Genomic DNA, 13,578 nt, shown 5'->3' with positions numbered 1-13,578 from the left:
TCCAAAAAAAGCATGTACATAAGGAGCTGAACTGCTACAATAAATCCAAGGAAGGTGATAAAAATGAAAATAGAGACCTTTGCTTTAGGTCCCTTTATGACAAATGCTTATCTGTTATTGAGTGAAGACAATCAGCATGGTATTATCATCGATCCAGGAATGAACCCACAAGCGCTGATCTCTAGAGTGAAACAGTTGAATTTACATATTGAAGCGATTTTGTTAACCCATGCCCATTTTGATCATATTGGAGGATTGGAAGAAGTTCGTGATCTAACTAAAGCTCCAGTTTACATTCATGAGAACGAGCAGGAGTGGTTAACGAATCCTGAATTGAATGGATCTAGTAGATGGCCTGAATTTCCTTCGATTGTATGTCAGCCAGCTGATCACTTTTTACATGGGAATGAAGAATTAACGTTTTTAGGTGAAACATTTAAGGTTCTCTTCACACCTGGACATTCACCAGGTAGCATCTCTTTCTTACACAGTTCTTCGATTTTTAGTGGAGATGTTTTATTTATGGATTCGATTGGACGAACAGACTTACCTGGTGGAGATCATGCAACTTTGATGAATTCGATTCACGATCATTTATTGAAACTGCCTCCACAAACGAATGTTTATCCTGGCCATCAAGATAAAACAACGATTGGACGAGAACAAAAGTCAAATCCATTTTTAACATAGGGATTGGTTCCCAAAAAGCTCTTTTCTTAAAAAGATAAGGGCTTTTTGGTGTTCGCTTTAAGTTGAATCAACTCGTAAAAAGATCATGATAGATTAGAATCATTTTAAATGTTTGTTGGTGAAAGGTTTGGTGGTATGATGAAGATGAGTTGATGAGTGCTCATCTTTTTTATTTTAAGTTCATCTTGTTTAATCATATGAATAAGGCTTAGATATAAAGTTTGTTGTAAGTAAGTCAAGGGTCTAAAATCGAAGTTTTGTGTGAATAAGGTTCTATTAGAGTGAAACAAATGTTTCATAATTAATCAAGAAATAAACCGCTTTCTTGTTTAAGATAAAGGGAGGAACGTACATGAGCAAGTGGAGAAATGGCATTATTTTTGCACTGATTATCATCATCGCCTTGATCACAATTTGGTTCAATTGGCCTGAGTCTTCGCAGACAGTGACGAAGCAAGAGGCAGACTGTAAGGGTGAAGTTCGTGCTGAACAAGGTTATTGTGCTCCGAACTTTACTTTACCTACACTAGATGGGAAGCAACAAGTAGAATTATATAAACATCAAGGTAAACCTACCGTTGTCAACTTTTGGGCTTCTTGGTGTGAGCCATGTAGACAAGAAATGCCCGACTTTCAAGAAGCGTATCTAAAGTACAAAGATCAGGTCAATTTTCTGATGATTAATGAAGCCGCGTTAGAATTTGATGATGAAGCTGCTTATCAATATCTTCAAGAGGAAAAGTTTACATTCCCAGCATTGATCGATCGCCCTGATGACAAAAACAAAACAGTGGGTGCAAGTCAATATGGGGTGATCGGAGTACCATTCACATATGTGATCGATGTTGATGGGAAAGTTGCCTACAAAAAAGTAGGTTATACCAGTAATAAAGAGCTTGAGCAATGGATTGAACAAGTGATCAACAAATAAATAAAAGGAGGGGAGACTTGTGGGTTCTGAAGTAACTCTGTGGCTAGCCTTTGGGGCTGGTGTTCTCTCTTTTATTTCTCCATGTGTTTTACCGTTGTACCCTTCCTATCTCTCCTATATTACAGGAGTATCAGTATCACAAATCAGAGACCATGGACGACAACGTGAAATCCAGAAGTTATTGATGGTACATGCACTCTTTTTTCTTTTGGGTTTTTCACTCGTTTTCTACGCTTTAGGATTTACAGTCAGTTGGTTGGGAAGCTTCTTTGGCGATTACAAAGATCTGATTCGTATGTTAAGTGCTGTACTTATCATTGCTATGGGCTTGTTCCTTATGGGCATTTTCCAACCCAAATTCTTAATGAGAGAAAAGAAATGGGATGTTTCTAAAAAAGGGATTAGTTATTTTGGTACGACATTAGTAGGAATTGGTTTTGCGGCTGGTTGGACTCCTTGTTTAGGTCCTATTTTAACGGCGGTCTTATCCATGTCTTTTCTAAACCCTGAAAAAGCATTTGTCTATATTACTGCATATACACTTGGCTTTGCGATTCCCTTTTTAGCGATGGCCTTTTTCTTAGGAAAGTCACGCTGGGTTCTGAAATATTCGTCCAAAGTGATGAAGATCGGTGGAGCCATTATGATCCTTTTAGGGATTTTACTTTATACAGATCAAATGGCTGCAATCAGTGCTTGGTTTATAAGACTTACAGGGTTTCAAGGGTTCTAAGTGAACAGTGGAAACAACAACAAGCTGAGTGGGAGAGCCCGATCAGCTTGTTGTTTCTTGTTAAGACTTGATTATGGATATAGGGTCAGGGATCACTTTTTTTGATACAATAAGTGGGGGGAAGGAAACGGTGATACAATGAACAAGAAAACGAGATACTGGGTGCGTCGAATTATTTTTATCGCTTTAATTGCTTTGGTCGGGGTTGCCCTTTATCAAGTGATCCAAGGTGGTAATCAAAAACAACCACAGGTTGGGGATGTCGCCCCTGATTTCACACTTACCACTTTGGATGGCAAAGAGATGAGTTTGAGTCAACTACGCGGAAAAGCAGTGATGCTCAATTTTTGGGGTAGCTGGTGTGGACCTTGTCGGACAGAAATGCCAGCGATGCAAGAGATTTATGAGAAATATAAAGATCAGGGGCTCGAAATTGTTGCCGTAAATATTGGTGAAACCGATGTAGCAGCAGCTTCATTTGCCAAACAATTAGGGCTTACGTTCCCCATCTGGATGGATCGAGATCGGGATATCGTAGATCTGTACCATATTGGACCCATCCCTAGCTCATTTTTTATTGATGCAGAAGGGAAGATTGTTCGAAAGGTGAATGGAGAGCTTGATACTAGTCAGTTAGAGCTATATATTAATCCGATTTTACCAAGAAACCAGAAAGGTGAGGCGCCTATGTCTTCGTATACGGATATCGAGGCGAGTCAACTTAGCCAAGTGAGTGAGGAGAAACGGAATCAATATGTATGGGTGGATGTTCGGACGGAAAAAGAGTATCAAGAAGGACATATCCCTAATACGATTCTGATTCCTCATGATCAAATGGAACAACGAGCGGATGAATTACTTCAGTATAAAGATAAAGAAATATTACTTGTTTGTCGTAGTGGTAATCGCAGTGTGATCGCAGCAGAGATTTTAGCTAAGAAAGGCTTTAAGAATCTCCATAATCTAAAAGGCGGTATGCTGGAGTGGACGGGACCTGTTGAAACAAAGTAGTATAGTGTGTAATATTTAATGAACCTTTCGCATGAGAGGAGACTACGATGAATGCGAATCCACTTCATTCATTGATCTTAAACGAGATGAATCAGAACCCACACCATCGGATCTCTTGTAAACGTTTTATGGAACTGGCACTTTACCATCCGCAATGGGGATATTATCGCCGGGAACAACAGAAGCTCGGAAAAAATGGGGACTTTTTCACCAATGCTCATGTCGGAGAGTTGTTTGGAAAAGTTTTAGGGCACTGGTTTTATCGTCTACAGAAGCCTGAAGCTCATGATCAAGCTTGGACATGTGTGGAGATGGGTGCTGGAGATGGACGTCTTACGGAGCAGGTGATTCGAGGCTTACTAGAAGCGGGACAAAATCCCTCTCAACTCTCAGTGATTATCGTAGAAACAAGTTCTTACCATCGCCGTTTACAACAAGAACTGTTGGCTACTTGTCCTGTTGAGATCGAATGGGTGGAACAGATTTCCAAGATTCCTCCTTCTCCTTTTAGTATTCTGTATAGTAACGAACTAGTTGACGCCTTCCCTGTTTATCGGATAAAAAGAGAAGGAGGACAATGGCTAGAATCGTTTATCGTTGTGGATTCATCTCAACAATCATTTTATGAGAGTTGGAATGAGCTTTCTTCCCAAGAGTTGGTAGAGTTTCTGCAAGAGACTCCGATCGAAGGGGCTGACGGGCAAGTGTTAGAAATCCACATCGAGGCACGCCGTTGGCTCAAAGAAATTGCCACATGGATGGAAAAAGGATATCTGTTAACCGTTGATTACGGGGGATGTACTCAAGATTTGTTGGTACGTTCAGATGGGACTTTACGTGGTTTTCGCCAGCATCAGTTACATAACAATTGGTTACAAGATCCAGGTGAAACTGACTTAACCGCAAATGTTAATTTTGAATGGTTGGAAAAGTGGGGGAAAGAGGTAGGTCTTGAAACGATTTTTACCCTTTCACAAAGCCAATTTTTACTGCGGACAGGGATCTTAGATCATTTGCCAAGGGAGCCGATTTTAGATCCTTTTAGTCAAGAAGCCAAAAAAATGAGAGTCGTCCATCAATTGATCCATCCTCATGCGATGGGAGAGGCATTTCTCGCAAATTTACAGGTGAAAAATATTGTCCTGAAAGAAAGTTAACTGAATTTAAGATGAAAGAGGTTGTATATTTGATGATGATCAAACCAAAGTTTCGTGGGTTTATTTGTACTACTGCTCATCCAACTGGTTGTCAAGCAGAGGTAAATGAACAGATTGCATATGTTAAGAATCAACCACATATTGAAGGACCTAAAAAAGTGTTAGTGATTGGATCTTCGACTGGTTATGGTCTTGCTTCTCGGATTGTAGCTTCCATGGGTGCTGGAGCAGAGACAATTGGTGTTTTCTTTGAAAAACCTAGTTCAGGCAATCGTACAGCCACAGCTGGTTGGTATAATACAGCAGCATTTGAAGGGGCTGCGCAACAAGCAGGATTATATGCGAAAAGTATTAATGGAGATGCTTTTTCTAACGAAATTAAACAGCAAACTATCGATCTGATTAAAAAAGATTGGGGTCAAGTCGATTTAATTATTTATAGCTTAGCAGCTCCGAAGCGGGTTCATCCAGTAACTGGGGAGGTTTTTTCATCTGTTCTTAAACCGATTGGTGAAGCATACTCCAATAAAACGGTTGACTTTCATACTGGAAAAGTATCAGAGCTTACCTTAGAGCCAGCCGTGGAAGAAGAGATTCGAAATACCATTGCTGTAATGGGTGGCGAAGATTGGGGAATGTGGATCGATGCTTTAGATGAAGCGGGTGTATTGGCTGACGGGGTGACGACTCTTGCTTACTCTTATATTGGACCCGAAATTACTCATGCGATTTATCGCGAGGGGACAGTTGGGAAGGCAAAAGATCACTTGGAGGCGACAGCGCATGAAATTTCTAATAAGTTAAAGTCACGTGGAGGACGAGCATTTGTCTCCGTGAATAAAGCTGTTGTGACCCAATCTAGCTCAGCAATTCCTGTTGTTCCTCTTTATATCTCTCTTCTCTTTGATGTAATGAAAGAGAAAGGTTTACATGAGGGTTGTATTGAACAAATGTACCGACTGTTTGCAGAAGAATTGTATGGTGAAAAAGAGACTCGTGTTGATGAAAGAGGTCGGATTCGAGTCGATAACCTTGAAATGATTGAAGAAATTCAACAAGAAGTGGTTAAGCGGTGGGAGCAAGTAAGTAGTGAAAACTTATCTGAGATCTCAGACATTGAAGGGTATCGTCGTGAGTTTTTCCAACTATTTGGCTTTGAAAATGAAGCTGTAGATTATGAAGCGGATGTAGAGCCAGCAGTTCAAATTCCTAGCATTCATTCTGAGGCATAACCCATCTGATGAGGAGTCAGTCTAGCTAGGACTGGCTCCTTTTTCTCTTTAAATAAAAAGCCCCCATCGATGGGAGCTTGAAATAAATCATAGGCGGTTGTTTGTCTTACATCATAAAAGTAGAATAACCTACCATTGCTAAAAAAGAAACGAACATATACCCGCCAAATAAGTACATATAGGTTTTCTCAGTGAAGTTGAGGTAGCCTAATACCACAAATGCAATCGTTTGCGCTAAAAAGAGACCTGCAGGTATATACATGCCACCCGCTAAAAATAAAAGTGCGATGACGAAGGTCCAAAAACCTAGTACGCGGAACATGCGGCCCAATTGTCCCACTCCTTCCTTTGTGATGCTGACGTAAAAATTGAGTCGTCTTCCACTGTCAATACAGATTTATTATACCTTTCACCTACCTGTGTATCAAGCGATACGGAAAGGATGTTCAAAATGCAGACACTTATTTGTTCAAAACGAGATGGAATTGGATGGATTCGCTTTCATAGACCGGAAGTTCGCAATGCTGTCAATCAACAAATGATGACAGAGTTGGAACAAATATTGGATGAATGGTCTATAGATCCAGAAATAAAAGTGTTAGTTCTCATTGGCGATTCAAAAGCATTTGCCTCTGGGGGAGATGTAGCGGAACTTCATCAACTAAAGACAGAGCAAGAAATCTATCCGGTGATGGAACGGATGGGTAGGATCCTAGAGAGATTCAATCAATCCGAGAAAGTGACGATTGCTGCGGTGGAAGGAGTAGCAGTTGGTGGGGGTTGCGAAATTGTAACAAGCTGTGATTTTTGTTTGGCTTCTCCATCTGCTCAATTTGGCATGATCCAAGTGAAATTAGCCATTACGGCAGGTTGGGGTGGTGCGACTCGATTGATCAGGAAAGTGGGAAAAAGTGAAGCGTTAAAGATGTTGCTTACAGGTGAAAAGATATCAGCGGAACAGGCCAAACAGATTGGATTAGTCGATTCACTGGTGGGCTCTGATGCCTTTGTAGATGAGATTGAGCAGTATGCCAAAAAATTTACGCAAGCTCCTCTTTCAGTAATCCAAGCTTATAAAAACTTAACGAATCAAATGGATGGCGTTCAACTCAACCAACCTTTATACCAATTGGAAGCTACTCATTGCTCCCGCTGTTGGGAGAGTGATGAACACCACCAAGCGGTGGAATCTTTCTTGCAGAGGACTCGAAAAAAGACATGATAGTTTTCCTAAAAGAAAACGTGGACTAGATTTAAAAATGATGGGTGCACAAAATCCGAGAGAATCAGACATGATCTAATGAACCTCGGAGGAGAGGTATTTTTCTGACGAACGACTTTTGTGGATTCGATCCGAGAGCGAGACAGAGAACTAGCGACCCGACGGAGTTTGGATCAATATGTGACTGAAAATGTTCATAATAGATTTCATCAGGTATACTTCCAGCTGCTCTTGGTAATAAAAATTAGTAGAGCTATATACTATGATTTATATCATTTGCATACAGTAAAGTACGGATGTTTATAGGACTATGTATGCTAGAGGCATGATAGGAGGTACTAGCATGGTTGTCAAACGCCAAGATGCATGGACACCTGATGATGATATGATCTTAGCAGAGGTTACACTGCGACATATTCGTGACGGAGGTACACAATTGTCTGCTTTTGAGGAGGTTGCCGAAAAGCTCGGAAGAACTCCTGCAGCTTGTGGATTCCGTTGGAATAGCACTGTTCGCAAAAAATATGAAGCGGCGATTCAGATTGCTAAGTCGCAAAGGCACAAAAAAAGTCAAGAAAGAGGTAGGCTTTCTTCTTTTCGGACACATGAAGAAGAGTATGGTTCGATGGAAGATCCTAGTTACTCTCTTGACCATATCATTCGATTTTTGAGACAACATAAAAACGAAGTGAACGATTTACGAAGACAACAAAAGCAATTAGAAAAAGAGTTGGAAGACAGAGAGTTACGAATGCTAAAGCTTGAGCGAGAGAATAAGGAGATGAAGAGTCAACTGAACCACGTACAGAGTGATTATCGATTGGTTAATGATGACTATAAAACTCTAGTGCAAATCATGGAACGTGCTCGTAAAATGGCTCTGTTTGTGAATGAAGAGGAAGCTAGTAATCAAACTAAATTCAGAATGGAAGCAAACGGGAATCTAGAGCGTGTAGAAAAAAAATAACGAAAGCAAAGACCCACAATCTTGGAGACCGTGGGTCTTTTTATCACTTCAATCTTTTAATGAGACCCCTGAAGGAAGCCAGACAAAAGGGCTTTCTCCACGATCTCTGACCGGATTATAATGAACCGGCTGAAAACCCATCTTTAACCAAAATGGATCAGACCGATGGCGTGCGTTGGTTTTCACTGGAAGTGATAAATTTTTTGTGTAGGAGATGAGAGCTGACCCCATCCCTTGCTGACGATATTGTGGTAACACCTCAAGTTTCCAAATCTCATAATAGTCTTGAGCTGGTTCAAAGTAACGATCATATTTAGCATCAATGTGATAGAGACTGATTCGTGCGGCTAGGTGCCCATCTTGATAAATTCCATAAAAAGGGGAGCGGTTATCGTTTTCTATAATATTTGCTTGTAGGTCTTCCAACATGGACAGTTCTGGTAAACCATACTCTCGGAACTTTTGAAATTCTTCTAATGTCTTATAATTGATTTTGAGTTGTTCTACTTTATACGGAGTCATCTCATTGCCTCCCATCATAAAAGGGGAATTTGCTCTTTTTTATTGTATCAAAGCCTGTTAGATAAATCGACTCCAGTGCTTGATAACATGAGGCTTTAGCAGTCGTGTTGATCATCCAATGATTACCAGCCTCTTAAAAACAAATCAAAATGAAAAGGTTTTCATTTAAGAAGGATTAAAAAGAGTGATTGTCGAACATCTTCAAATAGATTTATGTTTTTACCCAGAGAGATCCCCAAGAAATATTCTTTTATAATGAGGTGACCTATGGCTATTCACAAAGTATTAATTGCAAATCGAGGGGAGATAGCGTTACGGATCATTCGTACTTGTCAACAACGAGGGATTAAAACCGTGGCGATCTATTCAGAAGCTGACCAAGACTTACCATTCGTTCATGCGGCTGATGAAGCAGTCTGCATCGGTCCCCCGCCTGTGGCAAAAAGCTATTTGCAGATGGATACGATTTTACGGGTAGCTCAAAAGACAGGAGCAGATGCCATCCATCCTGGCTATGGATTATTATCTGAAAACCACATCTTTGCCGAAAAGGTTAAACATTCCGGTTACAATTGGATTGGGCCTGAACCCCAAGTGATTGCAGATATGGGAGATAAAGTGACTGCTCGTCGGGTGATGATGGGAGCAGGGATTCCAGTTGTACCTGGCACAGATGGTTTAGATAGTATAGAGGAAGCAAAGCTGGCTGCCGAACAGATGGGTTATCCCATTATGATTAAAGCAAGTGCAGGGGGTGGTGGAATCGGAATGCACGTCTGCCATCAGGTGGACGAATTGGAGAAGGTTTTCCCATCTGCACAAGCACGTGCGAAAGCTTATTTTGGAAACGATACTTTATTTATGGAAAAGTGGATTGAAAGTTCCCGGCACATTGAAGTGCAAATTGTTGCAGACTCCGCAGGAAAAGTTTTGCATCTATTTGAACGGGAGTGTTCGATTCAGAGAAGGAACCAGAAAGTGATTGAGGAAAGCTTGTCTCCTTCGATCAAGGAGCAGACTCGACAGCGACTATTGGCTACAGCGGTGGAAGCTGCTCAAGCTGTCATGTATACAGGAGCAGGGACCATTGAGTTTTTAGTGGATGAAGAAGAAAATTTTTATTTCTTAGAGATGAATACGCGGTTACAAGTGGAGCATCCAGTGACGGAGTGTATTACTGGATTGGACTTGGTCGATCTTCAATTAGATTTAGCTGAAGGTAAACCACTTCCTTTTTCACAAGCAGAGATCACTCCTAAAGGTCATGCGATGGAGTTCCGTGTTTATGCTGAAGATCCACAAACCATGATGCCATCCCCAGGACTTGTCACTTCTTTTGAACCACCAACGGGAGATGGAGTAAGAATTGATGCAGGTGTCAAAGCGGGAAATCAGGTGTCTCCTTTTTATGATCCCATGATTGCGAAATGCATTGTAAGCGGTTCCAATAGAGCGGAATGTTTAGCAAAAAGTAGAGAGGCTCTTCATTCGTTCAAAATAGGGGGAATTAAGACAAATATCCCATTACTCTTAGAAATTTGTGATCATCCTTTCTTTATTGAAGGGAAATATGATACTCAATTGATTCATAAAATAAAACGATGAGGTGACTGAAAATGGCTTCAATTTTATCAAATATGGCAGGAACAGTTTTACAAGTGTTGGTAAACCCAGGAGATTCTGTAGAGGCGGGACAGGATGTTGTGATCTTAGAGTCGATGAAAATGGAAGTGCCCATTCAAGCTGAGGCTGGTGGAATTGTCAAAGAGGTCAAGGTTGAGGTTGGTTCTTTTGTCGGAGATGGAGAAGCTCTTCTAGAGCTTGAGTAGTTTAGAGGAGGTCCGCCATGATCACCATAGTGGAAGTGGGTTTACGTGATGGTTTACAAAATGAAGACCAGATCCTTGATACTGCAATCAAACGAGAAATTCTAGATAGACTGATTCGCTCGGGAATTCGTCACATGGAGGTTACCTCTTTTGTTCATCCACGTTGGATTCCACAGTTGGCAGATGCGGAGCAATTGGCGGGAGATCTTCCTTTTCATTCCGCAGTCACCTATCGAGCGCTCGTTCCAAATCGTAAAGGGTTGGAACGAGCCCTCCAATCTTCGGTTGACGAATTTGCGATATTTATGTCAGCGAGTGAAACTCATAATTTTAAAAATATCAATAAATCAATCACTGAGACGTATCCAGTATTGCAAGAAGTAGTAGAAGAGGCTATTAAACATGGGAAAAAAGTACGTGGCTATGTATCGACTGTCTTTGGTTGTCCATATGAGGGAGAAGTTGCTATTTCTCAAGTAGCGAAGGTATGTGAGCGACTGTTTCAGATGGGGGTTTATGAAGTTTCACTTGGGGATACGATTGGAGTGGCTACTCCAATACAAGTCAAAGAAGTGTTAAAAAAGTTATTCACCCAATTTCCTGCGGGAAGCTTAGCAGGACATTTTCACGATACACATGGAACGGGTTTAGCTAATGCTTATACCGCTTTGGAATCAGGGCTGACTACCCTAGATACATCTTTTGGTGGATTGGGTGGATGTCCCTATGCACCTGGAGCCGCAGGAAACCTTGCTACAGAAGATCTAGTCTATCTGTTACATGGGATGGGGATCGAAACAGGGATTGACTTGGAACTGCTTTGTGAAACAAGTGCTTGGGTGGAACAGAAACTTGGGAAACAACTCCCTTCTAAAGTATTAAAGAGCATCATAGGCAAAAAAGAACAAAGAGGGAGTTGATCAAAAGTGTCCGTGGTTCAATGGGAGAAAAATGATGGGATTTCGATTCTCACCATCCAGCGACCCGAGGTTTACAATTGTCTTAATCGAGAGACATTACAAACTCTTTCACAGATCCTCGAGGAGCTTTGTCATGATCGCACCACAAGAGTTGTTGTCATCACGGGTGAGGGCGAAAAGTCATTCTGTTCTGGAGCGGATCTTAAAGAAAGACGGACTTTCACCGAGGATCAGGTAAGGCAGTATATTCGTTTGATTCGGGAAACATTCAACCAGATTGAACAGTTGCCTAAACCAGTGATTGCTGCTGTCAATGGTCTCGCTTTAGGTGGCGGGATGGAGTTGGCACTTGCTTGTGATTTAAGAGTGGCAGATGAAAGAGCGGTGATGGGTCTGACAGAGGTCTCTCTGGGTATTATACCTGGAGCAGGTGGGACTCAACGTCTTCCACGTCTCATCGGAAAAGCGAAGGCCAAGGAACTTATTTTTATGGCAAAAAAGGTGACGGCTCATGAAGCAGAGTCATTGGGATTAGTGAATCAAGTCACTTCTGCAGGAAAATCTCTGGAAGTGGCTCTTCAGATGGCTGAAGTGATGAAGCAACAAGCCCCCTTATCTTTGATGCAGGCTAAATCGGCAATCGATCAAGGGTTAGAGGTTTCACTCAGTGTGGGCTTAGCTTTTGAAACGAAGGCATATGAAATATTAATTCCTACCCAAGATCGGTTAGAGGGCCTAGCGGCATTTAAAGAGAAACGAAAACCGAATTACCATGGAGAGTGAGGAGAAGAAATCATGAAAGAAACATGGACTCAACAACTAGAAGAAAAAACTGCTTCAGTCAAAGCGGGTGGAGCTCCCAAATACCATGAAAAGCTAGCTAGTCAAAATAAATTATTTGTTCGTAAACGACTCGAATTACTCTTTGATGATGATTTTCAACTAGAGGATGGATTGTTTGCCAATGTGATGGCGAATGATTTACCTGCAGATGGTGTGGTCACAGCCATTGGAAAAATTCACGGTCAGACGGTTTGTGTGATGGCAAACGATTCCACTGTGAAGGCAGGTTCATGGGGATCAAGGACGGTAGAAAAAATCATCCGTATTCAAGAAACGGCTGAAAAGTTAAAAGTGCCTCTTTTATATCTTGTTGACTCAGCAGGCGCTCGGATTACTGACCAAATTGAGATGTTTCCAGGTAGACGAGGTGCAGGTAGAATCTTCTATAATCAAGTGAAGCTATCAGGGGTTATTCCACAGATTTGTATTTTATTTGGCCCGTCTGCGGCTGGTGGGGCTTATATCCCAGCTTTTTGTGATACGGTCATCATGGTAGACAAAAATGCAAGTATGTACCTGGGCTCTCCTCGGATGGCCGAAATGGTGATTGGTCAGAAAGTTTCATTGGAAGAAATGGGAGGCGCCCGCATGCATTGTACAGTAAGTGGGTGTGGGGATGTGTTGGCTAGCAGTGAAGAAGAGGCGATTGCTTCCGCGCGTCGTCTGCTCAGCTATTTCCCAACGAACTTTCAGCAAAAACCAAAGACAGTTGAAAGTAAGCTACCTCTTCCAACCGCTCGTCCAATCTCGCAGATTGTACCTGATCATCAGAATGCTCCATTCGATATGATGGAGTTGATTACAAGCTTTATTGATGAAGGATCATTTTACGAGATTAAGCAACTTTTTGCCAAAGAACTAATCACCGGGTTTGCTCGTTTGGATGGAAAAGTGATTGGGGTGATTGCAAACCAATCCAAAGTGAAGGGTGGAGTTTTATTTGTAGACACCGCAGATAAAGCAGCTCGATTTATTACTCTGTGTGACGCTTACCATATCCCTTTACTATTTTTGGCGGATGTACCTGGGTTTATGATCGGAACTCAGGTAGAGAGAGCTGGGATCATTCGTCATGGAGCTAAAATGATCTCTGCCATGTCTGAAGCAACTGTACCTAAAATCTCTGTGATTGTCCGAAAAGCCTATGGAGCTGGGCTGTATGCGATGGCAGGACCTGCATTTGAACCGGACTGTTGTTTGGCGCTTCCAACCGCACAAATCGCTGTGATGGGGCCAGAAGCAGCTGTCAATGCTGTTTATAGTAATAAAATTGCTGAGTTAGAGGAACCAGAACGTACCCAATTTGTAATGGAAAAACGGAAGGAATATCAACAAGATATCGATATCTATCGATTAGCGAGTGAATTGATTATTGATGGGATCGTTCAACCTGACACCCTTCGTATGGAACTGATCCAGCGATTCACTGCCTATGAATCGAAACAGCTTACTTTTAGTCATCGTAAACATCCTGTTTATCCAGTCTAGATGAAAAGAAAAGAAAAACATAGTATGATGAGC

Annotated in this window: 15 protein-coding genes; 13 read left to right on the top strand and 2 right to left on the bottom strand. The window is 41.5% G+C overall.

Annotation, left to right across the window (positions count from 1 at the left end; all coding sequences use genetic code 11):
• Window positions 1-63: 63 nt before the first annotated feature.
• The 6 genes from EDD58_RS06460 (at window position 64) to fabV (ending at window position 5,754) form a co-directional block, all read left to right on the top strand.
• Window positions 64-690, top strand: coding sequence for an MBL fold metallo-hydrolase (locus EDD58_RS06460; protein ID WP_131924047.1), 627 nt, complete (start codon window positions 64-66; stop codon window positions 688-690).
• A 352-nt stretch (window positions 691-1,042) separates the two neighbouring features.
• A complete protein-coding gene (locus EDD58_RS06455; protein WP_131924046.1) occupies window positions 1,043-1,621 on the top strand; it encodes a TlpA family protein disulfide reductase in 579 nt (192 codons plus the stop codon).
• Between the two features lie 19 nt (window positions 1,622-1,640).
• Window positions 1,641-2,354, top strand: coding sequence for a cytochrome c biogenesis CcdA family protein (locus tag EDD58_RS06450; protein WP_131924045.1), 714 nt, complete (start codon window positions 1,641-1,643; stop codon window positions 2,352-2,354).
• A 138-nt stretch (window positions 2,355-2,492) separates the two neighbouring features.
• Complete coding sequence (resA, locus tag EDD58_RS15010) at window positions 2,493-3,365, top strand: thiol-disulfide oxidoreductase ResA (protein ID WP_131924044.1); 873 nt, start codon at window positions 2,493-2,495, stop codon at window positions 3,363-3,365.
• A gap of 47 nt (window positions 3,366-3,412) precedes the next feature.
• Window positions 3,413-4,522: a class I SAM-dependent methyltransferase gene (locus EDD58_RS06440; protein WP_131924043.1), complete on the top strand. Its 1,110-nt coding sequence runs from the start codon at window positions 3,413-3,415 to the stop codon at window positions 4,520-4,522.
• 32 nt (window positions 4,523-4,554) lie between these two features.
• Window positions 4,555-5,754: an enoyl-ACP reductase FabV gene (fabV, locus tag EDD58_RS06435; protein ID WP_131924042.1), complete on the top strand. Its 1,200-nt coding sequence runs from the start codon at window positions 4,555-4,557 to the stop codon at window positions 5,752-5,754.
• Between the two features lie 106 nt (window positions 5,755-5,860).
• On the opposite strand, the gene EDD58_RS06430 is transcribed toward fabV, so the two are convergent.
• Window positions 5,861-6,085: a DUF2626 family protein gene (locus EDD58_RS06430; RefSeq protein WP_131924041.1), complete on the bottom strand. Its 225-nt coding sequence runs from the start codon at window positions 6,083-6,085 to the stop codon at window positions 5,861-5,863.
• 120 nt (window positions 6,086-6,205) lie between these two features.
• Between EDD58_RS06430 and EDD58_RS06425 the strand changes: the two genes are divergently transcribed.
• Window positions 6,206-6,976 carry an enoyl-CoA hydratase/isomerase family protein gene (locus tag EDD58_RS06425; protein ID WP_165875842.1) on the top strand — a complete coding sequence of 257 codons (771 nt, stop codon included), beginning with the start codon at window positions 6,206-6,208 and terminating at the stop codon, window positions 6,974-6,976.
• Between the two features lie 343 nt (window positions 6,977-7,319).
• Window positions 7,320-7,943 carry an RsfA family transcriptional regulator gene (locus EDD58_RS06420; protein ID WP_131924039.1) on the top strand — a complete coding sequence of 208 codons (624 nt, stop codon included), beginning with the start codon at window positions 7,320-7,322 and terminating at the stop codon, window positions 7,941-7,943.
• Between the two features lie 48 nt (window positions 7,944-7,991).
• On the opposite strand, the gene EDD58_RS06415 is transcribed toward EDD58_RS06420, so the two are convergent.
• Window positions 7,992-8,465, bottom strand: coding sequence for an N-acetyltransferase (locus tag EDD58_RS06415; RefSeq protein WP_131924038.1), 474 nt, complete (start codon window positions 8,463-8,465; stop codon window positions 7,992-7,994).
• A 273-nt stretch (window positions 8,466-8,738) separates the two neighbouring features.
• Here EDD58_RS06415 and EDD58_RS06410 point away from each other — a divergent pair, with 273 nt between their 5' ends.
• From EDD58_RS06410 to EDD58_RS06390, 5 genes are read left to right on the top strand one after another with little or no spacing between them, the layout of a single operon-like run.
• Complete coding sequence (locus EDD58_RS06410) at window positions 8,739-10,070, top strand: acetyl-CoA carboxylase biotin carboxylase subunit (RefSeq protein ID WP_131924465.1); 1,332 nt, start codon at window positions 8,739-8,741, stop codon at window positions 10,068-10,070.
• A gap of 11 nt (window positions 10,071-10,081) precedes the next feature.
• Window positions 10,082-10,294, top strand: coding sequence for an acetyl-CoA carboxylase biotin carboxyl carrier protein subunit (locus EDD58_RS06405; protein WP_131924037.1), 213 nt, complete (start codon window positions 10,082-10,084; stop codon window positions 10,292-10,294).
• 17 nt (window positions 10,295-10,311) lie between these two features.
• Entirely contained in the window at window positions 10,312-11,214 is a 903-nt protein-coding gene (locus EDD58_RS06400) for a hydroxymethylglutaryl-CoA lyase (protein WP_131924036.1), read from the top strand.
• A 6-nt stretch (window positions 11,215-11,220) separates the two neighbouring features.
• Window positions 11,221-11,997: an enoyl-CoA hydratase-related protein gene (locus tag EDD58_RS06395; RefSeq protein WP_131924035.1), complete on the top strand. Its 777-nt coding sequence runs from the start codon at window positions 11,221-11,223 to the stop codon at window positions 11,995-11,997.
• Between the two features lie 12 nt (window positions 11,998-12,009).
• Window positions 12,010-13,545, top strand: coding sequence for an acyl-CoA carboxylase subunit beta (locus tag EDD58_RS06390; RefSeq protein ID WP_131924034.1), 1,536 nt, complete (start codon window positions 12,010-12,012; stop codon window positions 13,543-13,545).
• Window positions 13,546-13,578 lie beyond the last annotated feature (33 nt).

Source organism: Hazenella coriacea, assembly GCF_004341825.1.
Lineage (GTDB): Bacteria > Bacillota > Bacilli > Thermoactinomycetales > Thermoactinomycetaceae > Hazenella > Hazenella coriacea.
This window is presented reverse-complemented; position numbering and strand designations above follow the sequence as displayed.

What these genes read in the sequence shown, in the direction of transcription:
- EDD58_RS06460 (WP_131924047.1), top strand. Translation starts at nt 64, where the DNA reads ATGAAAATAGAGACCTTTGCTTTAGGTCCCTTTATGACAAATGCTTAT.
- EDD58_RS06455 (WP_131924046.1), top strand. Translation starts at nt 1,043, where the DNA reads ATGAGCAAGTGGAGAAATGGCATTATTTTTGCACTGATTATCATCATC.
- resA (WP_131924044.1), top strand. Translation starts at nt 2,493, where the DNA reads ATGAACAAGAAAACGAGATACTGGGTGCGTCGAATTATTTTTATCGCT.
- EDD58_RS06440 (WP_131924043.1), top strand. Translation starts at nt 3,413, where the DNA reads ATGAATGCGAATCCACTTCATTCATTGATCTTAAACGAGATGAATCAG.
- fabV (WP_131924042.1), top strand. Translation starts at nt 4,555, where the DNA reads ATGATGATCAAACCAAAGTTTCGTGGGTTTATTTGTACTACTGCTCAT.
- EDD58_RS06425 (WP_165875842.1), top strand. Translation starts at nt 6,206, where the DNA reads ATGCAGACACTTATTTGTTCAAAACGAGATGGAATTGGATGGATTCGC.
- EDD58_RS06420 (WP_131924039.1), top strand. Translation starts at nt 7,320, where the DNA reads ATGGTTGTCAAACGCCAAGATGCATGGACACCTGATGATGATATGATC.
- EDD58_RS06415 (WP_131924038.1), bottom strand. Translation starts at nt 8,465, where the DNA reads ATGACTCCGTATAAAGTAGAACAACTCAAAATCAATTATAAGACATTA.
- EDD58_RS06405 (WP_131924037.1), top strand. Translation starts at nt 10,082, where the DNA reads ATGGCTTCAATTTTATCAAATATGGCAGGAACAGTTTTACAAGTGTTG.
- EDD58_RS06400 (WP_131924036.1), top strand. Translation starts at nt 10,312, where the DNA reads ATGATCACCATAGTGGAAGTGGGTTTACGTGATGGTTTACAAAATGAA.
- EDD58_RS06390 (WP_131924034.1), top strand. Translation starts at nt 12,010, where the DNA reads ATGAAAGAAACATGGACTCAACAACTAGAAGAAAAAACTGCTTCAGTC.